This window comes from Flammeovirga pacifica (assembly GCF_000807855.2).
Classification (GTDB): domain Bacteria; phylum Bacteroidota; class Bacteroidia; order Cytophagales; family Flammeovirgaceae; genus Flammeovirga; species Flammeovirga pacifica.
The window spans coordinates 1428056-1454898 of record NZ_JRYR02000001.1 but is presented as its reverse complement, the minus strand read 5'-3'; the positions used below and the strand labels follow the sequence as shown (position 1 = coordinate 1454898).

The 26843-nt window shown below is 32.8% G+C and carries 16 protein-coding genes; 11 read left to right on the top strand and 5 right to left on the bottom strand.

Annotated elements, in window-relative coordinates:
- Positions 1 to 100: 100 nt before the first annotated feature.
- Complete coding sequence (locus NH26_RS05845; RefSeq protein WP_044219079.1) at positions 101 to 1159, top strand: FUSC family protein; 1059 nt, start codon at positions 101 to 103, stop codon at positions 1157 to 1159.
- Between the two features lie 207 nt (positions 1160 to 1366).
- Positions 1367 to 2545: an acetyl-CoA C-acyltransferase gene (locus NH26_RS05840; protein ID WP_044219082.1), complete on the top strand. Its 1179-nt coding sequence runs from the start codon at positions 1367 to 1369 to the stop codon at positions 2543 to 2545.
- Positions 2546 to 2571: 26 nt separating this feature from the next.
- Here NH26_RS05840 and NH26_RS05835 read toward each other — a convergent pair whose 3' ends face one another.
- Entirely contained in the window at positions 2572 to 2868 is a 297-nt protein-coding gene (locus tag NH26_RS05835) for a hypothetical protein (RefSeq protein ID WP_044219084.1), read from the bottom strand.
- Positions 2869 to 3033: 165 nt separating this feature from the next.
- On the opposite strand from NH26_RS05835, the gene NH26_RS05830 reads away from it, so the two are divergent.
- Positions 3034 to 4392, top strand: coding sequence for an efflux RND transporter periplasmic adaptor subunit (locus tag NH26_RS05830; protein ID WP_044219086.1), 1359 nt, complete (start codon positions 3034 to 3036; stop codon positions 4390 to 4392).
- Positions 4393 to 4439: 47 nt separating this feature from the next.
- On the top strand, positions 4440 to 5144 hold the full coding sequence (locus NH26_RS05825) for a lysoplasmalogenase (RefSeq protein WP_044219088.1): 705 nt from the start codon (positions 4440 to 4442) through the stop codon (positions 5142 to 5144).
- Between the two features lie 83 nt (positions 5145 to 5227).
- On the opposite strand, the gene NH26_RS05820 is transcribed toward NH26_RS05825, so the two are convergent.
- Positions 5228 to 7417: a glutamine synthetase III family protein gene (locus NH26_RS05820; protein ID WP_044219091.1), complete on the bottom strand. Its 2190-nt coding sequence runs from the start codon at positions 7415 to 7417 to the stop codon at positions 5228 to 5230.
- 302 nt (positions 7418 to 7719) lie between these two features.
- Here NH26_RS05820 and NH26_RS05815 point away from each other — a divergent pair, with 302 nt between their 5' ends.
- Positions 7720 to 10863, top strand: coding sequence for a hypothetical protein (locus tag NH26_RS05815; protein ID WP_139262901.1), 3144 nt, complete (start codon positions 7720 to 7722; stop codon positions 10861 to 10863).
- Between the two features lie 78 nt (positions 10864 to 10941).
- Here NH26_RS05815 and rocF read toward each other — a convergent pair whose 3' ends face one another.
- From rocF to NH26_RS05800, 3 genes are all read right to left on the bottom strand, one after another.
- On the bottom strand, positions 10942 to 11904 hold the full coding sequence (gene rocF / locus NH26_RS05810; RefSeq protein WP_174549718.1) for an arginase: 963 nt from the start codon (positions 11902 to 11904) through the stop codon (positions 10942 to 10944).
- 294 nt (positions 11905 to 12198) lie between these two features.
- Positions 12199 to 13107, bottom strand: coding sequence for an N-acetylmuramoyl-L-alanine amidase family protein (locus tag NH26_RS05805; RefSeq protein ID WP_052431810.1), 909 nt, complete (start codon positions 13105 to 13107; stop codon positions 12199 to 12201).
- A 1-nt stretch (position 13108) separates the two neighbouring features.
- Complete coding sequence (locus NH26_RS05800) at positions 13109 to 13606, bottom strand: low molecular weight protein-tyrosine-phosphatase (protein ID WP_044219098.1); 498 nt, start codon at positions 13604 to 13606, stop codon at positions 13109 to 13111.
- 346 nt (positions 13607 to 13952) lie between these two features.
- Between NH26_RS05800 and NH26_RS05795 the strand changes: the two genes are divergently transcribed.
- From NH26_RS05795 to sov, 6 genes are all read left to right on the top strand, one after another.
- Positions 13953 to 14927, top strand: a complete 975-nt coding sequence (locus NH26_RS05795) for an endonuclease/exonuclease/phosphatase family protein (protein ID WP_158021892.1) — start codon at positions 13953 to 13955, stop codon at positions 14925 to 14927.
- A 117-nt stretch (positions 14928 to 15044) separates the two neighbouring features.
- Entirely contained in the window at positions 15045 to 16421 is a 1377-nt protein-coding gene (locus NH26_RS05790) for an exonuclease domain-containing protein (RefSeq protein ID WP_044219103.1), read from the top strand.
- Positions 16399 to 17139 carry a DUF1573 domain-containing protein gene (locus NH26_RS05785; protein ID WP_044219104.1) on the top strand — a complete coding sequence of 247 codons (741 nt, stop codon included), beginning with the start codon at positions 16399 to 16401 and terminating at the stop codon, positions 17137 to 17139. The genes NH26_RS05790 and NH26_RS05785 overlap by 23 nt, the downstream gene beginning before the upstream one ends.
- A gap of 137 nt (positions 17140 to 17276) precedes the next feature.
- The gene (locus NH26_RS05780) at positions 17277 to 18374 is read left to right on the top strand and encodes a DUF4837 family protein (protein ID WP_084812071.1); all 1098 of its coding nucleotides are present in this window, start codon (positions 17277 to 17279) and stop codon (positions 18372 to 18374) included.
- Positions 18375 to 18379: 5 nt separating this feature from the next.
- Positions 18380 to 18979 carry a Holliday junction branch migration protein RuvA gene (ruvA, locus tag NH26_RS05775; protein ID WP_044219110.1) on the top strand — a complete coding sequence of 200 codons (600 nt, stop codon included), beginning with the start codon at positions 18380 to 18382 and terminating at the stop codon, positions 18977 to 18979.
- Between the two features lie 277 nt (positions 18980 to 19256).
- Positions 19257 to 26750, top strand: coding sequence for a T9SS outer membrane translocon Sov/SprA (gene sov / locus NH26_RS05770; protein WP_052431811.1), 7494 nt, complete (start codon positions 19257 to 19259; stop codon positions 26748 to 26750).
- The last annotated feature ends 93 nt before the right edge of the window (positions 26751 to 26843 follow it).

Sequence of the window (26843 nt, the reverse complement as noted above, 5' to 3'; positions counted from 1 at the left end):
GATGAATATAATCTACATATATAAAGGCTACTTCGAAAGAAGTAGCCTTTTTTCGTTACAATACTTTATATTGTACACTTAATAAATTCTTAAACTATATATGACTCTATTAAAATCTATTGATGACTACATTTATAAGAATGTGGACAAAGTTCATCTCTATAGAACTATTTTTGTTGTCACCTTCACTTTTGTTTTTGTCAATGTTTTAAAAATACCTCATGGCACTTGGATGTGTATTACCGTTACTGTGCTTTTAGGTGCTTATGCTGAATTTGGAGGAATAATACATCGAATTAAACAAAGGATATTGGGAACCATAATTGGTTCAACTACTTCAGTAACCATCTATTTCTTTTTTCATAACAATTTATGGTTTCAAACAATTGCAATAATTATTTTGATTCCCACTTTTTATTATGTCTTTAGAAAATACCCATATGCTTATTTGGTCTCCGTTTTTACCACGCTTATTATTTTAGGAGTTTCTGAGGATAAGTCTATTGAATCAGCTCTTTGGAGATCTGGTAATATTATTTGTGGAGGATTAATTACTTTATTATTTTCTTTCATTTTTCCTGTTAGAGGAGTTAAAGAATTACGTTTCGAAATGGCGAATAGTATTGAGTTGATTGATAAGTTATATATTTCAACAATAGAAGGGAAATTCCAGTATAAAGAGTATTTAGATGATATTCAAAAAGTATATAATTCATTACGCTTACAGAGGAAGACCTATGATCATGTGATAAGAGAAAGTAAACACCTGAAATCAAAAAGAAAAGATTTAGAGAATTGTACTATTATTTTGAGAAAACTAGGCGGAATTGTTGAATTACTTAATTCAAGTGCAATTGCTTCAGAAATTGGGAATAAATACATAAGTCAGCTTTACTCTATAAAAGAAAAACAAGAATTCATTTCAACAAGAATTCATGAAATTGTTAATCAATTAAGATTGAATAAATACCACAAACCTGAAGTAGTCAATTTAAAGTTAACTTCTACTAGAGCTGAATTAGAAAAATTATATAATGAAAATTCAGATGAACATACACCACTAAGTCCTTACAGTTATGTATGGTTGAACTATCAATATGCTCAACAAGTTTTTAAATTAGAAGAATGTATTCAATCTATTTTTAATTCTGATATTTAAACTCTTGACGTCAATATTTTCGCCTTCTTTTTTTGCTACTGAATAGAGGAAATAGGTCTTTAGTATATCACTATAACTATCAGATTTACTATTGATATAGGATATCTTAAGATATATCGTTTATTTCAAAAAAAATACTAATATTGTGATATGATCCCGAAAAGATCATTCATTTATACCAATAAACACTAAACACTTAATAACACTATGAAAGAAGTATATATCGTATCGGCCGTAAGAACGCCAATCGGTAGCTTTGGAGGTGTATTATCTTCACTATCAGCCACTCAATTAGGAACTTCTGCTATTAAAGGAGCTCTTGAAAAAGCAAACATAAATGCATCAGAAGTAAATGAGGTTTTTATGGGAAATGTAATTGCCTCCAACCTTGGTCAAGCACCAGCAAAACAAGCAGCACTAGGCGCTGGTATTGGGCATGATGTTCCTTGTACTACTATTAATAAGGTATGTGCATCTGGCATGAAAACCTTAATGTTAGGGGCTCAATCCATAATGTTAGGTGACAACGATATTGTTGTCACTGGTGGCATGGAATCGATGTCTAATATTCCATACTACATACCAAAAGGGAGATATGGTCATGGTTATGGTCACGGTCAACTTTTAGATGGTCTAGTAAAAGATGCCTTAACAGATGCATACAATGGAAATGCAATGGGCGTCTGTGCAGATGCTACAGCTGTTAAATGTGAGATTTCTAGAGAAGAACAAGATGAATTTGCGATTCAATCTTATAAAAGGACAGCTTCATCAACTACAGAAGGCTTATTTTCAAATGAAATAATACCTGTGGCAGTTCCTCAAAGAAGAGGTGATGATGTTATCGTAGATAAGGATGAGGAATTTTCAAAAGTAAAATTTGAGAAGATTCCGGCATTAAGAGCAGTCTTTACTAAAGAAGGGACAGTTACAGCAGCAAATGCATCTACAATAAATGATGGGGCAGCTTCAATTATATTAGCAAGTGAAGATGCAGTGAAAAGGTTAGGATTAAAGCCTATCGCTAAGGTGATTAGCTTTGCCGATGCTTCTAAAGCTCCTGAATGGTTTACAATTGCTCCACCTGATGCTGCTGAGAAAGCATTGTCAAAAGCAGGGTTAACTAAAGAGGATATTGATTTCTGGGAAGTAAATGAGGCTTTTTCTGTAGTAACACTTGCTTTTGCAAAACAATTGGGATTATCACTCGATACGGTAAACGTTCATGGAGGATCAGTCTCAATGGGACATCCTTTAGGGGCATCAGGTTCGAGAATAATGGTAACTTTAATGGGTGTTCTTAATGCTCAAAAAGGAAGTAAAGGTTTAGCCGCAATTTGTAACGGTGGTGGTGGAGCCTCTGCTGTTATTTTAGAAAAAATATAAGTGATAAAAAAGGTGATATAATTTCTTTATATCACCTTTTCTGCATTAATATGCTTTCGAAGTTCTTCTTCTTTATCAAAAAGAATTCCTAAACTTCCTCTTAATAACTTGATGTAATACTCTTCATTATCATTTTCTAAAGGTATTCTTATTTTTACTTCGGAGGAATTAAATAACATGATTGTCATTTGTAATTGATAACACTCTAAGTAATCAGCCCAAAGAATATTTAAATCTTTAATTTTTCCAGAAGGGTAATCAGGCGAGGAGAACAATATCCACTTATTTTTAAGTAAATCAAGGATGGAATGATAAACGCTCATTATTTTTATCTAAAATTAGTTCGATTCATGCCTTTATAACGCTTGAAATTCGAAACTATTCTATATTTTTACTAAAATTATTTTTTTATCTTGATTTGAAAGTCAAATTAAGTCCAATCAATATAAACTTCTCTTAGAATACTAACATAAAGTCACTAAACTATTATGGCAAAGAAAAAGAGCTCCAATACTACAATTTATATCATATTATGTATAATCCTTGTTGCAATGATGGCAGGAGGATATTTTTATAATAAATCAAAAGTTAAGTCTATTAAAGTAGAGTTTGCTACCGCAACTAAAGGAATAATTACTGAAAAAGTAAGTGCCTCTGGAAAAGTGCAACCTATTAATGAAGTGACTTTGTCATCAGAAGTTTCAGGAGAAATTCGTGAATTATATGTTAAAGAAGGGGATTCTGTACATACAAGACAATTGTTAGCACAGATTCGTCCAGATAACTTTAAATCAGCTTTAGATCAAGCTAAAGCATCTTTGAATTCTCAAAAAGCACAGTTGGCAAGATCTAGAGCAGATGTCGCTCAGAACGAAGCAAGATTAAAGCAATCAGAACTTACATTTAATAGAAATAAACAATTATGGGAAGATAAAGTGATTTCTGACCAAGAGTTTGAAAATAGTAAGGCCGAGTTTGAGATTGCCCAAGCCAATTTAGAAGCAGCGAAAGAAAGTATGAGAGCCTCTGGATATACTGTAAAAAGTGCAGAAGCTCAGGTAGATGATGCCAAAGAGTCTCTTCAACTAACAAAAATATTTGCTCCAATGTCTGGTGTTATTTCTAAGCTTTCAGTAGAAAAAGGGGAGATGGTTGTAGGTGCTCGTCAAATGTCGGCAACAGAAATGTTACGTATTGCCAATCTATCTGAAATGGAAGCACAAGTAGATGTGAATGAAAATGATATTATTCGTGTCCATAAATTTGATACAGCTATAATCGATGTAGATGCATACTCTTTTAAAGATCTAAAATTTAAAGGAGTGGTCACAGCAATTGCCAACTCAGCAAAAGATGCAACATCTTCAGATGTGGTGACAGAATTTGAAGTGAAAATTCGTGTTTTGCCAAATTCATATGCTAACTTAATGGTAGAGAATCAAAATGCTGAATCTCCATTTAGACCAGGTATGACAGCGTCTGTTGATATTATTACTCAGACAAAAAACAATATTCTTACAGTGCCTTTAACTTCTGTAACTACTCGTAAACGTTCTGAAATGAAAAAGAAAGATGACGAGGATGATGATGTGAAGGATGAAAATAAAACGATGTTGAACAACTCTAAGAAAAAAGATTCTGAATTATTAGAAGTTGTATTTGTCTACAATAAAGAAACAAAAGAAGTAACTCCTAGAGAGGTGAAAACGGGTATTTCAGATTTCGATAATATTGAAATTCTTAGTGGAATCGAAGATGGAGAAGTAATTATTAAAGGTCCATTCAGAATCATTTCAGAAACATTAAAAGCAGGAGATTTAGTTGAAGATATGGACGCTTCTGAATAAATTAATCATGATTTGATTAATTGAAATGTATTATAAATATTTTATTAATGTCTCAAACTAAAATTGTAAAAGAACCCTTGAATAACCGACAAAGGAAAATTTTCTGGGGTCTTTTTTCACTCATATTTTTCATAAACATCTACAGTAATTATGTAGGAGATATGCTTTTAATGAAGTTCTCCAAACCTTTACTAATGCCGTTTATAGCAATTTATTTTTCAGCAACATGGAAAGAAACATCAGAAAATTCTATCATATATAAAACGATGATGATCGGTTTTTTCTTTGCTTGGATAGGAGATCTATACATGATGTTTAGTGAAGATCAAGATGTTATGCTAATAGGTTTAGGATGCTTCTTTATTTGTCATGTATTATATATAATTGCTTTTTTCTTTTCTGGTGTAAAAGATAAGCCTATATGGTATGTGTTTCCTTTTGTATTATCTCTAATAGGGATATATGTCGCTGAACATATCGCTTCTAATCATTCTATATTGTATGCACCAGTTTTAGCATATAGTATTATGATCTCAGTGATGTTCTCATTTGCTTTCATTAGAATCTTTATTAGAAAGGATAAATGGGCAATTTTTACGGCAGTAGGAGCTCTTCTTTTTATTATTTCAGATATAATGATAGGATTAAATACATTCAAAGAGTTTGATTTATCCACAGCTTATATTATGCTGACTTATATTTTTGCTCAGCTTTTGATAAGTAGAGGAATGATGGTTGAGGCAAGCAATTAGATAGTTATTGTTTTAGTGGAAGAAAAAAAAGCCCGTTTAAAAATCAGTTTTTAAACGGGCTTTTTGATGACTAATTTTTAAGATTACCTTAAAAATAATAACTCTCTGTATTTTGGAAGTGGCCACATTTCATCATCAATTAGAGTTTCTAACTTATCAACGTGCCAACGTAATTCTTCAAAGTATTTTTCTTTGACATCATCACAATAAGCGATTGCTTTTTCTTCTACGTTTTCCATAGAGTTGATTCGCTTTCGTTCTTGAGTCATTTCATGAGCTAACTTTTTCACTTGAATAAGATGTTTACCTACATTTTTAATGGTAATCATCGTTTCTTCAGTTTGATCCTCAAGCCCAATATCTTTTAACCCTTTTACATTTTCAATCAGCGTATTTTGATATCGGATAGCCGTTGGAGCAATATGGTTAAGCGCTAAATCTGCCATTACTCTAGATTCAATCTGCATCTTCATAATGTAATTCGAAAGCCTGATTTCATGTCTGGCATCTAATTCTACCTGAGACATGATTTTCATTCTTTTAAATAACCTTGCTGTTGAGCTTTCTTTTAATACAGATAATGCGCGAGGTGTATTTTTATTATTAGATAACTTACGTTTTTTAGCTTCATTTACCCATTCATTGCCATAGCCATTACCTTCAAAAATGACTTTCTTCACAGAAGGAATATAAGATCTTAAGATATCAATAATAGCCACTTCTTTTTTCTCATCTTGTTCAATCAATTTATCTACTTCTTTTTTAAATAAATCTAATTGATTAGCAACAACTGTATTTAAAACAGTCATAGGGCGAGCATTATTTGCGTTAGAGCCCACAGCTCTAAATTCAAATTTATTCCCAGTAAAGGCGAATGGAGACGTTCTATTTCTATCAGTATTATCTAAAAGGATAGGAGGAATCTTACTAATTCCAAGCTTCATATAAATGTTGTCACCTTTCTTTACTTTTATATCACCGTTATTTTCTAATTCGGTTAGAATATCAAAAAGTTGAGTACCTATAAAGGCAGAAATAATCGCTGGAGGAGCTTCATTAGCGCCTAAACGAAAATCATTACTAGCAGAAGCAATAGAAGCTCTTAGTAAATCAGAGTAATCATACACCGCCTTAAGGATATTAATAAAGAAGGTAATGAAGATTAGATTTTCTTTAGCTTTAGTACTAGGTTGAAGCAAGTTTTTGCCTTTATCAGTAATTAAAGACCAGTTGTTATGCTTGCCACTTCCATTCATACCTTCGAAAGGCTTTTCATGGAATAAAACTCTGAAATTATGTCTTGATGAAACCTTCTTCATCAAGTCCATTAATAAAACGTTATGGTCATTGGCTACATTCACTTCTTCGAATATAGGAGCCACTTCAAACTGACTTGGAGCTACTTCATTATGCCTTGTTTTAATAGGAATACCTAACTTGTAAGCTTCAATTTCTAGTTCTTGTAAAAAGCGAGTTACTCTAGATGGAATTGATCCAAAATAATGATCATCTAATTGTTGACCTTTTGGAGGAGTACGTCCAAATAAGGTTCTACCAGTTAATAATATATCAGGTCTAGCATCGGCCAAGGCTCTATCAATAAGGAAGAACTCTTGTTCACAACCTAATGAAGCTTGCACTTTCTCTATGCTTCTATCAAAAATCTGACATACAGATGTAGCTGCTTTATCTACACGTTCTAATGCTTTTAATAATGGTGCCTTATTGTCTAAAGACTCGCCAGTATATGAAACAAAGACTGTTGGAATACATAATGTTTTTCCATCACCACTTTCAATAATAAAAGCAGGAGATGTTGGATCCCATGCAGTATAGCCTCTAGCTTCAAAAGTCTGCCTTAAGCCTCCACTTGGAAAAGAACTAGCATCAGGTTCTTGTCTTGATAATGCACTTCCTTTAAATCGTTCGATAGCTTGCCCATCTTTATTCAATTCAAAAAAAGCATCATGTTTTTCTGCAGTAGATCCAGTTAATGGCTGAAACCAGTGAGTATAATGGGTCACACCTTTAGATAATGCCCAAGCTTTTAAAGAGGTCGCAACAGCATCAGCAACATTTTGATCTATTTGTTCACTTCTATGAATTGCATTCTGAAGTTTTTCATATATATCAGAGGAGAGCTGTTCTTGCATGACCGCTAAGCCAAAAGTATTTTCACCGTAATAATCGGAAACTTTGCTACTAGGAGGAGTAATTTTCACGGGTTTTCTTTCCTCTACCAATCGCAATGCATCAAATCGTTGTCTAGCCATTTTTTAAAGATGCTTATATTTTTTAATTCGTTTATATAATGTAATGTATAAACTTACATTTTAATCGGGTAGAAATAAAATATTTTAAGCAATTGAGAACTAATATTTAGAATAAATATAGAATTCCTTACCTAAATAAATATTGAAAGAAATAAGTGTTTAAAACTCGACTTGGTATGTAATTTGATTATTGAGTCATTATTACTCAATAATTCAAAGATTCTTGCGTTGTAGAGTTAATGATTTATTGTTGTTCGATTATACAGAAAAGGGTAGCATTCAATATGCTTAATAAAGCTTCTATGAAGATTTTTTTACTAGGATTTATTTTTCTTCTTACCGTTAGTACTGGTTTTGCTCAATCAGTTTCAGGTTCAATATATGTTGAAGGTGATAAGATTGTAACCAATGATCCACAAGGAAGAGTTTATTTGAGAATAAAGGCTTCTTCTGCAGTGACTCATATGAAAATCTCTCGAGATGAGAGTTTTAGAGGTGTTGTTTGGGAAAGAGTGAATTGGGAAAAACCTGATTTTCCTATTATTCGAAGAGGAGCAGGAGATGGTTTAAAAACTATTTATGCAGTTTTTAAAAACGAAGATACAGGAGACGTCTCTGAGGTTGCCACTTTAATGGTGGAACTGGATAGAACCCCTCCACAAAATCCGGAATTACTTATTAATGGCGGTTTACCATATACTAATAATAAGTCTAGAATGGTGACTTTATTCTTGTCAGCTGATGAAGCTCAAAAGATGAGAATATCTAGCCGTCCTGACTTTCATGGAGTAGAATGGGTGCCTTTCCGTCCAAAAGTAGAAAAATATAAATTACTTGGTCTTGATGGTGAAAAAGAAATCTTTGTGCAATTCAAAGATGCCGCAGGAAACCAAACTGAAGTTATTAGTTCTAAAATAACAATCGATATCACGCCTCCTGTTAATGGAAAAATGAAAATTAATGACGGGAAGAAATACATTAAAGATTCTGTTGTTACGCTTAACTTCTATGCAGAAGGTGCATCACATATTCAAATTAGAGGTGGTGATGGCTGGATTGATTATGCAGAACAAGTACAATGGAAATTACCTCCTGGTGAAGGTGAAAAGGTAGTGTATGCTCGTTTCAGAGATGAAGTGGGTAACTATTCAAAGATTGTTTCAGGTAGAGTAATTGTTGATACCACTCCTCCAGATTTAGGAAGAGTTATTATTGATGATGGTAGAAAATTCATTGATAATCATGCGAAACATAAACTACAATTGATTATTCGTGGAGCAACTCATATGAAGATTTCAAATAATGAATCTTTAAGCGATGCCCAATGGATACCATATACCCCTGTTGTTCCTGTTTGGAATTTCCCTATTGGAGATGGGAAGAAAACAGTATTTGTAAAATTTAAAGATCAATCTGATAACGAATCAGAGATTTACAGTTCTTCTGTAATGCTAGATGCAACTCCTCCTCAAAATCCTAAAATTGATATTGTTGCTGAAGGTATAGTGCAAGACACTGCAAACAACGTCAAGCTTTTAAAGAATGATAAGCAAATTGTTGATCTGAAAATTAGTGCTGAAGATGCTCGTTTTATGATGATTTCAAATCAAAAGAGTTTCTATGGTGCACGTTGGATGGTTTATAAGGAAGAGATGAAGAATTGGAAGCTTCAGCCCGGTGCTGATGGTTTAAGAAGTGTTTTTGTTCGTTTTATGGATAGAGCAAAAAATGTTTCAGAACCTGCTTTTGATAGAATTCTAATTGATACAGAGCCTCCTGTTGGTGGTAAATTGGTGATTGATAATAATAAAGAATACAGTATCGATAAAGAACATATGGTTAAACTAAAGGTCTTTGCTCGTAAAGCTGATTTTATGCAAGTGAGTAATGATCCTACATTTATGAATATAAATTGGGAGCCATATAATACCATCAAAAATTGGAAATTAGACGGTGGAGATGGTGTGAAAACTGTTTTCGTTCGTTTTAAAGATTTAGCGGGGAATATTTCAGAACCTGCATCGAATAATATTAAGTTAGATACTAAGCCTCCGTTTAACTGTTCAATTCTAGTTAAAAATCATAAGGATGGTGTAGTGAATCACCCAGATGCTATTGCACTTATTCGTGTTAACGCAGAAGATGCAATTAAAATGCAAATTAGTAACCATCCTAATTTTGAGAAAATCAGATGGATAGGATACTCAGAATATAATATTCCTTGGAGACTTCCAGGTGAAGACGGTGTAAAAGAAATTTATACACGTTTTATGGATGAGGCAGGTAATATTACTGATACTTACTCTGTGAATGTAACTTTAGATAGAACACCGCCTGTTAAAGGAAGTGTAGAAATCCTTGAAGCAAAAGATAAGTTGACAAATTTAACTGATGTAAACCTTGTAATTAATGCTGAAGGAGCACATCAAATGAAGTTGTCTGAAAGATCTGACTTTAAAGGTGCTGAATGGGAGAAGTATTCTAAAGCTAGAAAGTGGAAGTTCCCACAAGGTGATGGTATTAAATTCGTTTATGTAATCTTCAAAGATGAAGTAGGCAATTTGTCAAGACCAACATATGCTTCTGTGGGTGTCGATACTGATGCACCAAGAGAAGGTAGTATTTTGGTATCAAATGGTGATAAATACTGTACTGATCCTGATGCGGTTGTTCGTGTGAAACTTAACGCAAGAGGAGCGACCCAAATGATGATTTCTAATGATAAAGATTTTACTGATGCTAAATGGCAAAAGTTCAAGTATTATATTTATGATCATTATTTAGAAGCAGCAGAAGACGGTGAAAAAACAGTGTATGCTAAGTTTAAAGATGATGCAGAAAATGTAACTGATATGGTTTCTTCAAGTGTTATTCTAGATAGACAAGAGCCGGTAAATGAGAAGTTAATTATCAACAACGGTGAAGAATATACAAATGAAAAGTCTGGTAGAGTTTCTTTAGAAATATACGCGGAAGATGCTGTGAAAATGAAAGTATCTAACGATAGATATTTTAAACAAAATATCAAATGGGAGCCTTATGCCACTTCTAAAGATTGGTTAATCAAGCACTCAACTGATGGTCAGAAATTCGTTTATGTGAAATTTAAAGATGAAGCAGGAAACGAGTCTTTAATAACAGAAGGACGAATTATTCTGGATACAACACCTCCAATACCACAATACGTTAAAATTAATGGTGGTGCAACAGCTGTTGATTCGCCTACAGTTACGGTGAACACCAAAGCGAGAGATGCTAAATTTATGATGATATCAAATTCTCAATCATTCCAAGGAGCAGTATGGAGACCATACGCAGAAAGCTTTACTTGGAGCTTGGAAGCCGGAGCAGGTATCAAGAGAGTATTTGTTAAGTTTAAAGATAATTCTCAAAATATTTCTGATTTCAAATTTGCAGAGACAACATTGTATGATGTAAATAGATAATTTGAAATAAATTAAAATATAAAAAAAGCCACTTGAATTGTCAAGTGGCTTTTATGTTTATAAAGAATAGTAAAGTAATTATACTTTGACAATTCTTGAGTGTTTATATGATTTTACCGTATCGGTAAGTATGTGAAAGGCGTTATTCGCCATTGTATTGTGCTGATCTAGAGTTGGGTTGACTTCAACCATTTCCCAACAAACTACTTTTTGATTACTCACTAAAGTAGTATTAATTGCTAAAGCTTCTTCTACTGTTAAACCATTTGCAACAGGTGTTCCTGTGCCTTTTGATATACTAGGATCCATGCTGTCTACATCAAATGATATGTAAATCATATCACAATCATTTAAATGAGATAATGCTTGAGAAGCAGTTTCTATAGCCCCATTTTTTCTTACTTCATCTACTGTGAAATTCTTGATGTTGAACTTATTCATAATAGTATTTTCAGGAGTTTCAGTATCTCGAACTCCAATAAATACAATGTCCTCAGGACTTAATTTTGGTTCAGAAGTACCCACAGATTTAATTCTCTCCCAATAATCTAAAGTTTCTTCATCAGGTTGGTTAACAGCTTCGGATTGGTTGTCTAAATGTGTGACCATTGCTAATGGCATTCCGTGCATATTTCCTGATGGAGTTGTAAAAGGGGAGTGGAAGTCTGCATGAGCATCTATCCATATTACGCCTAATTTTTTATTTGGAAATGCTTTTTTGATCCCAGAAATAGTTCCAGCAGCTGTAGAATGATCTCCTGCTAAAACAAATGGAGTTTCTCCTTTAGCTAAAACATTTGAAGTGGCATTACTAACTCTCTCAAGCATAGTATGGACACCATCTATATGTTTTGCATTAGGGTATTGATTGTTTTTGAAAAGTATATTGTTGACGTCGTCAATATTTTGTACGTGATTATCGCTGAAAAATGTAGACTTTTGATCTAATGATGCGACGATAAGGGCGTCAATGCCCATACCAGCTCCTCTCGTTCCTGCTGCAATTTCGGAACGAACAGTAAGAAGTTTAATGTCCATGATGTGTATCTAAATGAAATATTATGATGTACGACTTTAAACCCATTTATGGTTGGAAATGGGAGAGTACACTAGGAAAATAGAAGTGAAATATAAGATCTAATAATTATGAGAATGCCAACAACTGGGATGTGTCAAAGAACTGACCAACCAAAACATACTGGGAATATGTAATTGTTTTTAATGACATTATTAGACTATTAATAAGTGAATTGATACACAATTATAAAGTGTATAAAATAAACTTCCAAATTATTTTAGAAATGATTTTTTTGGTACTAGGGTAAATGGGCAATTTTAATGAGGAGAGGCCACAACAAAAGCATCTTTAAAACCAAGGCTTCTTACCTTCATTTTTAATCTATATGCTGCTTGAGGGGTGGCTACGGTACCAACAGTATATTTATAAATTTTAGAATGATTTCTAGTTGTTTCGTTTTCATTGATTACTAAACCTGCACCAGTTAATTTCTTTAAAGTAGAGTTAGAATGAGGTACTTTTTTATTAGTAGCTAAAACTTGTACACTGTATAGCTCTTGTTGCTGATGCATCTTTTCATGAAATTCTTTAAAGCCTTTATAAATAGCCTCAGCTACTTCCTTTTGTCCATTATACGAGTTAAGGTAAATGCGTTCATGAGGATTAGAAAGGAATCCACATTCTACTAAAACAGAGGGCATCGAAGTGTTTTTAAGAACAAAAAGATTGTATCCTCTGTCATTTTTGTTCATAATACCTCTAGATTGAATCAATGTGTTTCTTTCAATACTATTTAGAATACTATGTGCTAAGTCTAAGCTTATTTTATCAGCATCTGTATCAATATGAGCTTTAGCCCCTACAATCCACTTATTTGGATTAGAGTTACTATGTATACTTATGAAATAATTTGCTTTCGCATGTTCAGCAAATTTCACACGATCATCTAAACTGACATAATTATCATTTGTTCTTGTGTAATATATTTGAACATCGGGCATAGAATTCCTAATCAACATTCCAATTCTTCTTGCAATGATGAGGTTTAGGTCTTTTTCATGACGATGTACCTTGCTTCCTCTTGGTTTACCAGGATCTTTTCCTCCATGTCCAGGGTCAATAACGACCACGAAATTCTTAGTTTGGGCAAAAGATGGTAATTGTAGAAGGGATAAAGCGAAAATTAAAAGTAAAGTTGTAAATGATTGCTTAAAAATATGTAGCATTTTACTTGTTAGTATTTATTTGGTTCTCATGAACAAGAAAGTCTAAAAAATTATTAACACTTTCATTGACCACACTAAAACAATTTTCAAAGCCTTGCATTCCCCCATAATAAGGATCATCAACGTCTTTGTTGGATTGCTGATTATCGTATGATCTTAATTTAAAAATTTTATTCCTATCATTATCATTTTTAGCCAATCGTTCTACATTAGAATAATTGCTATCGTCCATTACAACAATATGATCAAATAGATCAAAATCAGCCTTTACAAATTGTCTTGCAATTGAATGTAATTCCACACCATGACTAGAAGCAGTTCTTCTCATTCTTTCATCTGCTCTATTGCCTGCATGTCCTGCATAAGTACCAGCAGAATCAATAGAAAAATAAATGTCTAAACCTCTCTGCTCAATAGCATGAACCATTAAACCATCTGCAAGAGGTGATCTACAGATATTACCAAGGCATACAAATAAGATGTTAATTTTATTAGACATTCGGTATGTTTGTTAAGGGAGTATGTAATGTCAAAAAAATAAGGACAGAAATATATTGAATACAATTTATAGGTATTATTTCAAATTTCAATCAATTGATAGTAAAATTTTCACCTATTTTAATTGTTTTATCAAAAGTTGATATTTCAATCCGTTGATGTTATATAAATTCTATTTAGAGTAGATTGAAATGATGATAAAAAAGAGAACTATTACTATGATTTTGATTTTTAATCCTCAATATTTAAATAGGTTTTTATTTTAATTAGATAAGACTTTTCTTAAAGTCAACCAAAATAACAGATATACTTCATTTGTAATATTTATGAAAAATAAATTTAAGATCGTGTTATACATAATTATTGTATTAATATTAGGGATACTTGCTTTCTTTTTTTGGGCTAAATCACCCAATTTAGACAAGTCGGAGTACGCTAAAGTGATGAAATTTGATGGGAATGAATCATCTAAAAACAACAACGATTCTACCATTTCATTAATTACATATAATATTGGATACTTATCTGGAATGACTAATAATACTTCAGTAAGACCCACTGAAGAATTTTATGATAAAAATTTGAAAGATATTATTGGGCGATTAAAAAAGTACCCTGTAGATGTTTTGGCTTTACAAGAAATAGACTTCGGAGGGAATCGATCGTATCATGTCAATCAATATCAAGAACTTGCGCAAGCATTAAAGTTTTACAATGGTTGTCGTTCAATTAATTGGGATAAGAAATACGTGCCATTTCCTTATTTCCCAATTTCTGTGCATTTTAAAAAAATGTTGAGTGGGCAAGCAGTCATGTCAAACTTTGAAATTGTTGATTACGAAAGAGTGGTTTTGTCAAGAGTGCAAAGTCAACCTTACTATTATTCATCAATGTACTTAGACCGTCTAGTAGAAAGAATTAAAGTTAAGGTAGGAGATCAAGAAGTAATGATATTTAATGCTCACACTGAAGCATTTGACCAAAAAACCAGAACTCAACAGATATTATTCTTAAAAGATTGGTTTTTGAGAACTGCGGAAACAATGCCTGTTGTTATGTTGGGTGATTTTAATTCAGACCCTTCTTATGATAATGCAGCAATTTTAGAAATGTATGACGATGATAGAATTGGAGCAATGTGCTCTAAAGAAGATCTATTATGTGATAAAACACTTACATATCCTACAGATAAACCTATAGAGCAATTGGATTTTGTATTCTTTTCTACAAAACACTTTGAACTCTTAGATTGGAAGGTTTTATATGACTTAGGAGAGGTTTCTGATCATTTTCCTGTCTACACATCCCTTAAACTAAAATAGAATCCTCCTCTGAATTATTCAATAATTGTAAAATATTGTATGATTCGATCTTAATATGAAAATATTTATAGAAAAGCATTCCATTAGGAGTGCTTTTTTTATTAATTTTGTACACTTATGAAGTATGCTGTAATAGATCTTGAAACAACAGGAGGTTCTGTAGCCTTAGGAGGAAAGATCATCGAAATTGCCATTATTGTTTTAGAGAATGGTGTCGAGATAGATCGATTTGAATCTTTTGTAAATCCAGAAATGAGTATCCCTCCTTTTATCCAACAACTTACTGGAATTAAAAATGCAATGGTGAAAGAAGCACCAAAGTTTTTTGAAATTGCCAAAAAAGTAGTTGAAGTTACTGAGGGGTGTACCTTTGTTGCACATAACGCCGAATTCGATTACAATTTTGTAAAAGACGAATTCAAACTTCTAGGGTATACCTATCTTAGAAACTCTCTTTGTACTGTAGAAACATCTCGAATTCTTCTACCCGGAAAAAAATCATATAGCTTAGGTAAACTGTGTGACGAGATCGGGATTCCTCATAATAAAAGACATAGAGCTATTGGTGATACTGAAGCAACTGCAAAGCTTTTTCAGTTACTTTTAGCACAGGAGAATGCAGAAAATATCCTTGAAGAAATGACTGTTTATGATGTGTATAGTTCAAAGAAACACTATATGATCAAAAAGGAAGTTATTGATGCTTTAACTGATGAAACTGGAGTATATTATTTGTATAACGAAGAAGAAGAATTGATATATATCGGTAAGTCGAAAAATATCAGAAAACGAATTCTTCAACATTTATCAAATAAAAGTGCACCTAGAGCCATTCGAATGGCTGAGATGGTGAGGAATGTAAAGACCACTATTACAGGTAGCGAACTGATTGCTCTACTATTAGAATCTGATGAGATCAAAAAAAATCAACCTAGATTTAATAGAGCACAGAGAAGAACAAAACAATATTTTGGTATATATAAATATCTTGATGATAATGATTATATCAACTTTAGAGTTGCACCATTAAGCGAAGGTGATTATCCTGTGACAACAACGTTTTCTAGAAAAGAAGCGGATCGTATTCTCGACAGAATGATCGAAAAAAATACACTTTGTCAGAAACTTTGTGGTGTAGATCATAGTCCAAAAGCATGTTTTAGATATCACTTAAAGAGCTGTAAAGGTGCATGTTGTGGAGATGAACAAGCCGAGGATTATAATAAAAGAGCATTAGAAGCGGCGATGCGATTTAGTTACGGTGCTCCAAATGTGTTCTTAATTGATAAAGGCCGAGAGGACAATGAAAGAGGAATTGTTCAAATTGAAAATGGCATTTATAAAGGATTTGGTTATGTGAAGAAAAGTGGTAATTATGATCCACTAAAATTAAAAAAAGCCATTTCAAAATATAAAGACAATGCTGATGTAAATAAGATTATCAGAGGCATTTTAAGAAAGAAAAAAGGTATTGAGAGAAAAGTATTTTATTAGATTCATCATTATTTTTTTTGTTTGTTGTTTAACTAAGCTTCAAGCTCAAAAGAGAGATGGCGTACTGCGATTCGCGAATCAGAAAATAGACTTAGGTAATGTACAAGCAGGTCAGAATTATCAAATTATCATCCCCTTTGTAAATATCGGTAATTCTGAAGTAAATATTTTAAAGGTAGATACAGACTGCGGTTGTTCAGATGCTTATGTCAATCATCAGAAAATAGTAAAAGGCGATACCGCCCACTTAAATATAACATTTATTCCTGTAGAAGGCGAGACTCCATTCTATAAGAATATTGTCATGCTTTCTGATGGGAAAATATCACATTACACAATAATTCTGCAAGGGAATGTTTCTGATGATGCCAATCAGCATGGCCAAGAACCCATAAAAGTGAATTGGGCGACGCAACAGAAGTCTGTGCCCATTTTATCCAATTACCAGTATACCATCAAATCACAAAAAGGAGAGGATATAACTGTTCCTTTGTATGTGACAAATGTTGGAGAGAAAACATTACATATAAAATCGATCAGTAGTAATACCTTAGAATTACAACCCATTCAATTACCTAGAAGTGTTATGAAAGGAGAGGTGTTGTCTTTTCCTATAAATACAAAAATGATTGATAAGGACAAATTTCAACATTATATCAAATTACTTACTGATGAAAAGTCTATTTTAATACGTCTTAGGAACGATTATATAGAATAGGTTATAATTATTAGTTTAATATTAGACAATATCTAAGTATTCATTGTCAACAAAAATATTTTAAGTTAAATTCACAACTCAAATCTTTATATTGAAAAAAAATACAATGTAAAGAAATTGGACAACGAACTTACATCATGAAGAATATCATCAAATATCTAACTTACTTCGGCTTCGTATTATTAGCTTTTACTTCTTGTATGGATAATAGTGGAGCTCATACTGAAATTCAAAAATCTTATTTACCCTCTTCTAAAGGTAAACCAGGTGAAATGGTTTTAGTGATAGATTCCACACAATGGGGAACCAAAGAAAGTATAGGAGGACAATTGTATACAAAAGTACTTGGTACTACAAGAGGTATTTTACCACAAAATGAACCTCAGTTTACAGTAACTCAAGTGCAACCGTCTGGCTTTAATAGTATATTAAGACAAGCTAGAAATGTAATGATTGTAACTACATTTGATAACAGAGGAAGAGAATCTGCTATATTAAATTCTTTTTTTGGAGAGGGTGTGATTGATGCCTTAGCGAAAGATACTAAGAAGTTCTTTTATGTGAAAAAAGATGTCTGGGCTAAAGGGCAAACAGTAATGTTATTTTTCGCAGAAAATGAAGCTAAAATGGCGGAGATATTAGATGATCCAAATAAGATCTATTATTTAACTCAACCTTTTCATGAAATTGAAAATAAACGTTTGGCTGAAAAAATAACAAAAGAACGAGATCATAAAATTACTAGATTCTTAAAGGAAAAATATAATCTTGAAATTTCTTTACTAAAAGGATATAAAGTAGCTCGTTCTGATGAGAATTTCTTATGGTTAAGACATCCAGAGATCGCGTTTGATAATAATATCTTCTTTTTGAAAATTCCATATACTAATGAAGAGCAGTTTGATGCCAACCATATTCTTAAATTAAGAAATGAACTGGCTAAAACATATCTATATGGAGATCCTGAAAATAAAGAATCATATGTGATCACAGAAGATAAAGTAACTCCTGAAATTAAAAATGCAAAAGTTGCAGGTAGACAAGCTGTCGAAATTAGAGGTTTGTGGAGAACAAATACTTATTCGATGGGAGGACCTTTTATTAGCTACTTACTTACAGACAAAGAGGGTACTCATTTATATTATTTAGAAGGTTTTGTTTTTGCTCCATCAATGGATAAAAGAGAATTGATGAGAGATATGGAAGCACAATTGAAGACATTTAAAGATTATTAATAAAAATGTATTACTATATAAGTGGTAAACTGGTCAAAAAGACACCTACCTCAGCAATTATTGATGTAAATGGGGTAGGTTATGAAATAAGATGGCCTTTAAGTGCATATAGTGCAGCCAATGAGGGTGATAATGTAAAACTTTATACCTATTTTTATGTAAAGGAAGACATGCAACAATTGTTTGGCTTTCTTTCTGAAAATGATAGAACGGTATTTTTACAACTTATAAGTATCTCTGGCGTAGGCCCTTCAACTGGATTGGCTTTCTTATCTTCTTTAACTACCGCAGAAATATGTTCTGCAATTATGCAAGAAGATGTAAAGACGATACAAAGTGTAAAAGGAATTGGAGCTAAAACAGCACAACGTGTTGTTATTGAATTAAGAGATAAAATTTCTAAATTGCAGTACTCTGGAGAACTTGTTCAAAACGCAATAGCAAATGCACAAGACACAAGTATTGTCAACGAAGCAATAGATGCATTAGTAGCTTTAGGGTTTACTAGGGCAGCTGCTCAAAAATCTGTCAAACTTATTCAAAAGAAACATGGCAACGATCTATCTGTGGAGAAATTAATTAAATTGGCATTAAAACAGAATTAGCCTATAAGCATATTACTATTACTTTTTTTTAGCATTTATCTGAGCAAATTATCACTTAAGCAAAATAATCATTGTATATATTATAAATTACTCTTTATATACAAACATGCTTGTCTTTCTATTCACAATTGCAATAGTAATCTATTGCTACTCTTATGTATAAATGCTATAGGTCTTCGAACCTAAGATTTTAGTAACATAAATACTTGACTTCATTTTGTTCCGCTTCAACATAGCAAATTTAAGATACTTACTAGCTTTTATTTTTTTTACATCAATGTTTGATGTGACAGCAAACGTTAAAAAGTTAGTAGTATTGAACGTATTACAGCAATCAAATCCTCAGGTTAACCCGCAGGACCAAGATACAACGCTGTATAAACCGCAAAAGCCTTACGAAAAAGATAGGCTAGGAGACCCTGTGTCTACACCACAATATAGTTCCCCTATAATTGGTACGAGTCCTAATGTGAATACAACAATTAAACTTGATTCCTCTGGAACAGGTTATGATGTAAAAGAAACTATAGGAGATGATGTACAATATAGAAACCCATCATATTTACCATATGACGCCTACAGAGATTATCTGTATAGGAAGAATATGGCCAATTATTATAAAAATCTATCGGTACAACAAGATGGAGGTGATGCATTACCAGGACAAGGCAACGGTAAACTAATTCCAGATATAGAATTAGGTAAAGTGGCCGACTTCTTATTTGGAGGATCAACATTAGATTTTCAATTGAACGGTAATGCGATGTTAGATTTTGGATTTCTATTTCAAAGGGTAGATAATCCACAGGTTCCAGTTACACAACAAAGAAACGGAGGTTTTAACTTTGATCAGCAAGTAGGTTTAGGTATGGTTGGTAAGATTGGAGACAAATTAGAAATGTCAGCCAATTTTGATACTAAAAGTACGTTCCAATTTGATCAACAATATAATATGTCATACACTGCTTATGATTATGACATTATTCAAGATATACAAGTAGGTAATGTGAGTTTTAATGTACGTAACTCCCTTATTTCGGGAGCACAAAACTTATTTGGTGTATACAGTAAATTGAGGTTTGGTAACCTCTATGTATCAAGTGTATTTTCTAGTCAAAGAGGTTCTCAAGAAACGATCACAATTAAGAATGGTGGACAAAATAGAGAATTCGAATTTAGAGCAGATACATACGATAATAACAAACACTTTTTTATTGGTCATTTTTTCCGAGATAAATACGAAGAAGCTTTAAAAACAACACCAAATATTATTTCTGGAGTTGTTGTTACTCGTATGAAAGTGTACGTTACCAATAGGTCTAATGATACACAAACACAAAGAAACTTAGTAGGTCTAATGGACCTTGGTGAAGCTAATCCTTATAACCCTGCATGGGGAGGAAGTGCAAATCCAGCAGCAAGTAATGATGCCAACACATTATATGATAATGTGAAAAATTTAAATCGTAATTCTGATGCCATCAAAGGGCAATTAGAAAATTTAGGTTTACAGAATGGTACTGAATTTGAAATTTTACGCTCTGCAAGAGAATTAGGACCAACAGAATTTAGTTATAATCAGCAATTAGCCTATTTATCTATTAATACTCCATTAAGAAATGATGAGATCTTAGCTATTGCTTTTGAATATACTTATAACGGACAAACATATAAAGTCGGTGAATTAAATGAAGATTTACCGAACCTAGCTCAAGATGAAGTGATGTACATGAAAATGTTAAGTCCTTCAACTATTATTACTACAGACCCCAATGACCCTTCGAAAGTATTTCCTATGTGGGAATTGATGATGAAAAACATTTATTCATTACAAGCTAATTCAATACAAAAGGAAGACTTTCAATTTAGAATTATCTACAGAGATGATAGAACAGGAGTAGACAATCCTTCTATTCAAGAAGGTGTGAACCTAGCCAATGTACCTTTAATTGAGGTGACAGGTTTAGACCGTTTGAATATGAACATGGAACTACAAAAGGATGGTAACTTTGACTATATTGAAGGAGTGACTATTGATTCAAGGAATGGTAGAATTATTTTTCCTGTACTAGAACCTTTTGGAACAACTTTAGAAAATAAATTTACAACTGGAGAAGCAGATTTAGTAAATAAATACGTCTTCACAGATTTGTATGATAAAACTCAAGCAGATGCTGTTCTAAATACGAAACAGAACAAATATTTCATGAAAGGTAGCTATAAAGGTGGATCCTCTAATGAAATACTGTTGCCAGGAATTAATATCGCTGAAAATTCTGTGGTCATTACTGCCGGTGGAGTGACTTTAACAGAGGGAGTTCAATATACCGTCGACTATCAATTTGGTAGAGTAACTATCTTAGATGAAGGTGTTTTGAATTCAGGTAAAGATATTAGAATTACGTATGAAAGAGCCGACTTATTTAACTTCCAAACCAAAACCTTAGCAGGGGTTGATTTAGAATATCATGTAAGTGAAGATTTTATCATTTCTGGTACTTTGATGCACCTTTCTGAAAAGCCTTTAATTTCTCGTGTGAATGTAGGATCTGAACCTGTAAAAAATACAATGTGGGGTCTTACAATGGATTACACTACAGAATCGAGGTTCTTAACAAAAATGGTAGATGCTATACCTGGTATAGATACTCAAGAGAAATCCATGTTTACTTTTAAAGGTGAATTTGCTCAACTAATTCCCGGAACACCATCGTTAATTGGTACTGATGGGACTGGTTATATTGATGATTTTGAAGGAGCTGAGGTACCTTATGATTTAGGATTAAACCCTATTTCTTGGGCTCATGGTAGTACACCAGAATATATTTTAGATCAACAAGGTTGGAATATATCTCCTCCAGTAACTGCTGAAGATTCTCTTTCATATAATCACAGAAGAGCATTAATGGCTTGGTATAATATTGATAATGTTTTCTATTATACTACAGGTAATACTTCCAGACCTAATAACATAACTGATGAAGATATGCAAAATCATTATGTGCGTTTAGTACCTTTTGATGAAGTCTTCAAAAATCGTCAAGCAAATCAAATTAACACCAATGAAGTCACTTTTGATTTAGCTTATTATCCACAAGAAAGAGGCCCTTATAATTATAATACTGATTTAAATAATGATGGGTCTTTGAGAAATCCAAAAGAAAATTTTGGTGCAATAACTAAAGCAATTACCACAGACGTCGATTTTGATAATCTAAATGTACAATATATCGAGTTCTGGATGATGGACCCTTTTATATCGGGTAAAAATGCAGAAATTGAGGGAGGAAACAATACGACTGGTGGTAAACTATTTATCGATTTAGGTAGTGTCTCTGAAGATGTCGTTCCTGATGGAAGACATTTCTTCGAGAATGGTATGACAACCAATAAAGACCTACTAAACCGTTCAATTTGGGGTTATACTCCAACTACTCAATTTGTCAATAATGTGTTTAGTACTGCCGTACCTAGAGATGCTCAAGATATTGGTTACGATGGTTTGAACAGTGCGGAAGAGGCTGATTTCTTTAGAAGTGAATTTATAGACAGATTACCAGGTGTATTAACACCTGAGGCACTCCAAGCTATCCTTGATGACCCTTCAGGAGATGATTTCCAATATTATTTAGGAGACGCTGCTGATGCTCAAAATCTAAAAGTTTTAGAAAGATATAAACGCTTTAATGGTACTGAACGTAACTCTCCAGAAAATCAAGGAGGAGGGACTTATACACCTTCTAACTCAAGTTATCCTAATAATGAAGATTTGAATGGCGATAATACTTTAAATGAGTTAAACGCTTATTTTGAGTATGAATTAGATTTCCGTCCTGGACAATTAGAAAATAATAAATTCGTAGTAGATCGTGTTACATCAGAAGCTCCTGAGTCAAGAGAATTAGTGACTTGGTACCAAGTTAGAATTCCGATTCGTGATGATAATAATTATACTAAAGTGGGTGGTATTGATAGTTTTAAATCTATCAAGTTCATGCGTTTATTCATGACAGATTGGGAACAACCTGTTGTACTTCGTATGTTAAACTTCCAATTAGTAGGAGCTCAATGGCGTCAGTATACTGATAATATTGAAGATGAAGATTTACAACCTGCAGATGCAAAAGTTGAAATTTCATCAGTAAATATTGAGCAAAATGGGGTTACAGACGATCAAACTAGAAAAATCCCTTACGTTCTTCCTCCAGGTTTTGAACGTGACTATGATGCAACTTCTACAGTAACAAGAAGAATCAATGAACAATCTATTCAATTAAATGTTGAAGATTTAAGAGTAGATGAAGGAGTAGGTATTTTTAAGAATTTTAGCTTAAATCTAGTCAACTATAAAAGATTACGGATGGAACTCCATGCCCAATCTCCTTCAGATATAACAAGAGATGATGAGGTTAGGGGTTTCTTAAGAATAGGTACTGATTTAACAGATAACTATTATGAAATAGAAGTTCCTTTAAAGATCACACCTAAAGGATCGACTACACCTGAAGTTATTTGGCCTAGAGAAAATGAGATTAATGTCGCCATAGAGGAGTTATATAAAATTAAAATTCAACGTAACTCCGAAAATGCAGATAGAGACATTCCTTATCCAACAAACCTTGAAACAGCAGGACCTAACGTTAGACAATATAGGGTGAGGGTTGTCGGTAATCCAGATATGAGTGCTGTGCAAACTGCAATGATTGGTGTTAGGAATAAAACAACTGATAATGCCAATAAAGATATTAAAATTTGGGCCAATGAATTGAGAGCCACAGAATATTCTACTTTCTCTTCTTGGGCTGCAAATGCTTCAATTGATGCTACTTTAGCTGATTTTGCTAATATCAAGTCAAATGTTAGATATAGTACAGTAGGTTTTGGTGGTATTCAAGATAAAATTGGAGATCGTCAGATGGAAGATAATTTAGAATTTGGTATAGCTGCTAATATCAATTTAGATAAGATTTTCTTAAATAGAATTGGTTTATCTGTACCGATATATATGAGTTATGATCGAAAAGGCTCTAATCCATATTTTGATCCATTAGACCCTGATGTTCCACTCGATGTATCATCAGAAGTAAGGGGTAATTATTACGCAGAACAGGTACAATATTTTGAAGAGGCGAGAAGTATTAATATTGCAAACCTTACAAAGGTAAAAATGAATCCTGAGGCCAAAAGTTTCCCTTGGGACATTGAAAACTTTAGTTTAAGTGGATCATATTCTGATAGAAATATGAGAGACAAGAATACAGAAGCTAAAGATTTTAAACAATGGAAATTAGGGGCAGCGTATTCTTATCAATCACCATTAAAAGCATGGGAGCCTTTTAAAGATAACCAAGGAGGAGATTGGTCTTCTTTAGTAACCGATTTTAACTTGAACCCTTTACCTAGTTCTATTACGGTTCGAGGAGATTTAGACCGTCAGTATAGATATACTCAGTTTAGATCTTATGAACAAGATAAAGGTTTTGTAACTGAAGGAATATTACCAACATACGAAAAGAGTTTCTTATTCAATAGAGGGTATAACTTAGGTTGGAATTTAGCCAAGAGTTTGAAAATAGATTATCAAGCTACAGCCAATGCATTAGTAGACGAACCTGAAGGAGCAGTGGATACTGATTTCGCTAAAGATTCTATTATTAATAATCTACTTGATTTTGGACGTATGAAGTTGTTCACCCAAAATCTATCTGGTACGTATAATATTCCAATCAATAAAATACCTGGTTTGGACTTTATTGGTGCAAATGCAAGATATGTAGCAGGAACAAATTGGACTGCAGGAACATTAGGAATTGCAGATACTTTGGGTAATACAATAGGCAATGCGCAACAAATATCATTGAACTCTAAGTTTGATTTCAAAAATATATATAAAAAGATTGGGTACGTAAACCACTTAGAAAACGGTGTGAGTACTAGAAGTAGATCTCGTTCTCGATCAAGAAATCAACAACAACAAACAGGTGATAAAAATAAAAATAAAAAGCCTAAAAAGCCGAAGAAAGATTATACTAGGTTGGCTTATCAGAAAGTAAAATTAAAAGATAAGCTAAAAAGCCTAAGAACTGAGCAAACGGAGATTCAAAACGCTGAAAAAGATAAAGTAGGTGCTGATAAGAAAAAGATTGAAGCTAAAATAACAAAGCTAAAATCTAAGATTGAAAAGTATAAGATCAAAGAAAAGGATTATTCATCACTAGAGGAAAAAATTCTAGCCTATAATGTAGAGATGGATACTTTGGACGCTCAGTTGACAAAAGAAGATCCTAAGAAAAATAAAAAGTTGGAAGAAATTGCTGCAGAGATCAAAGAAACCGAAAAAGAACTATTAGCAGTAAATGATCAACTAAAAGAACGAAAAGAACCTGTTAAGAGTGGAGGTGAGAAATTAGGTGATGCTGGAATTCGTTTATTAACTATGTTGAAAGATATAGATATGACTTATTCTGCAAATAATACTACTACTCTTCCTGGTTATATGCCTACAGCAGAATATGTGGGCTTTGACTCCAAGAATAATGCTCCAGGATTGCCGTTCTTATTAGGTAGTCAAGATCCTAATATTAGGTTTAAAGCTGCAGAAAGTGGATGGTTGGCTCCAAGTGAATACCTGAATAATCAATTTGTACAAACAAAAAGAGAAGAATATAGAATTCGAGCTAACTTAGAGCCGTTCAAAGATTTCAAAGTGATATTGACTTCGACGTCAAATAAAACAGAATCATATTCTGAGGTATTTAGATTTGATCAAGGTGCTAGTGGTTATAATTCTTTTTCACCAACAAGAACGGGTACTTTTGGAATTAGCTTCTTCTCAATGGGGACTGCTTTCTCAAAACCTAATGCAAATAATGAATCTGAAGTATTTAATCAGTTTGCTAATAATAGAACTACAGTAAAGGATAGGTTAAATTCTACGAATACAGGTGCTCAATATTCTGAAAATGATCAGGATGTTTTGATTCCTTCATTTATTGCAGCTTATACCGGACAAAGTGCTTCAGGAGTTGGTCTATCAGCTTTCCCTTCATCAATTCCAATTCCTAACTGGGATGTGCGTTATACTGGTTTGTCAAAATGGAAAGTTTTTGAAGATAAAGTGAAGTCAATAACATTGGCTCACGCTTATCAATCAAATTATACAGTAGGTAATTATAACTCTTCATTACTTTATAATGCTACAGAAATTGGTCCTGATAGAGATTTAAATGATCAGCCAAATGCAAGAGCAGATAGTGAAGGAAACTTAGTTCCTGTTTATGTGATTAACCAAGTGAATATTGAAGAAAGATTCGGTCCTTTAATTGGTATTAATATCAAATTGATGAATGACTTACAAATCAAATTTGATTATAATAAAGGTAGAATGTTATCATTAAATTTATCAAATGCTCAGGTAACAGAACAATTAAGTAATGATTTTACCGTTGATATTGGCTATACTGCAGCAGGAATGAAATTGCCTTTCCGTTCTAAAGGTAGAACGACAACGTTAAAGAATGATATCACTTTCCGTTTGGCGATGTCTATTAGAGATAATCAAACTACTCAATATAGAATGGAAGAAGAGAATGTAGTGACTGCAGGTAATATGAACTTTGCCTTTAGACCAACAATCAATTATATGCTTAACGATAGAGCTAATTTACAATTCTATTTTGATCGAACAATTAATGATCCTAAAGTTTCAAATGCATTCAGAAGAACTTCAACTGCATTTGGTGTACAATTCAAATATTCTTTAACTCAATAATTCAGAATTGTTGTTGAGTGAATGAAAAAGAGGTCCTATTTAAATAATCAACTTGTTCTTGATTGTTTAAATAGGACCTCTTGTTAATGTGAA

Bases quoted from the DNA above. Each gene is read 5' to 3' on its own strand.
- NH26_RS05780 (WP_084812071.1), top strand. From the start codon at position 17,277: ATGAAGAATATCATCAAATATCTAACTTACTTCGGCTTCGTATTATTA.
- NH26_RS05790 (WP_044219103.1), top strand. From the start codon at position 15,045: ATGAAGTATGCTGTAATAGATCTTGAAACAACAGGAGGTTCTGTAGCC.
- ruvA (WP_044219110.1), top strand. From the start codon at position 18,380: ATGTATTACTATATAAGTGGTAAACTGGTCAAAAAGACACCTACCTCA.
- NH26_RS05835 (WP_044219084.1), bottom strand. From the start codon at position 2,868: ATGAGCGTTTATCATTCCATCCTTGATTTACTTAAAAATAAGTGGATA.
- NH26_RS05815 (WP_139262901.1), top strand. From the start codon at position 7,720: ATGAAGATTTTTTTACTAGGATTTATTTTTCTTCTTACCGTTAGTACT.
- NH26_RS05820 (WP_044219091.1), bottom strand. From the start codon at position 7,417: ATGGCTAGACAACGATTTGATGCATTGCGATTGGTAGAGGAAAGAAAA.
- NH26_RS05830 (WP_044219086.1), top strand. From the start codon at position 3,034: ATGGCAAAGAAAAAGAGCTCCAATACTACAATTTATATCATATTATGT.
- NH26_RS05805 (WP_052431810.1), bottom strand. From the start codon at position 13,107: ATGCTACATATTTTTAAGCAATCATTTACAACTTTACTTTTAATTTTC.
- sov (WP_052431811.1), top strand. From the start codon at position 19,257: ATGTTTGATGTGACAGCAAACGTTAAAAAGTTAGTAGTATTGAACGTA.
- NH26_RS05845 (WP_044219079.1), top strand. From the start codon at position 101: ATGACTCTATTAAAATCTATTGATGACTACATTTATAAGAATGTGGAC.
- NH26_RS05825 (WP_044219088.1), top strand. From the start codon at position 4,440: ATGTCTCAAACTAAAATTGTAAAAGAACCCTTGAATAACCGACAAAGG.
- NH26_RS05800 (WP_044219098.1), bottom strand. From the start codon at position 13,606: ATGTCTAATAAAATTAACATCTTATTTGTATGCCTTGGTAATATCTGT.
- NH26_RS05840 (WP_044219082.1), top strand. From the start codon at position 1,367: ATGAAAGAAGTATATATCGTATCGGCCGTAAGAACGCCAATCGGTAGC.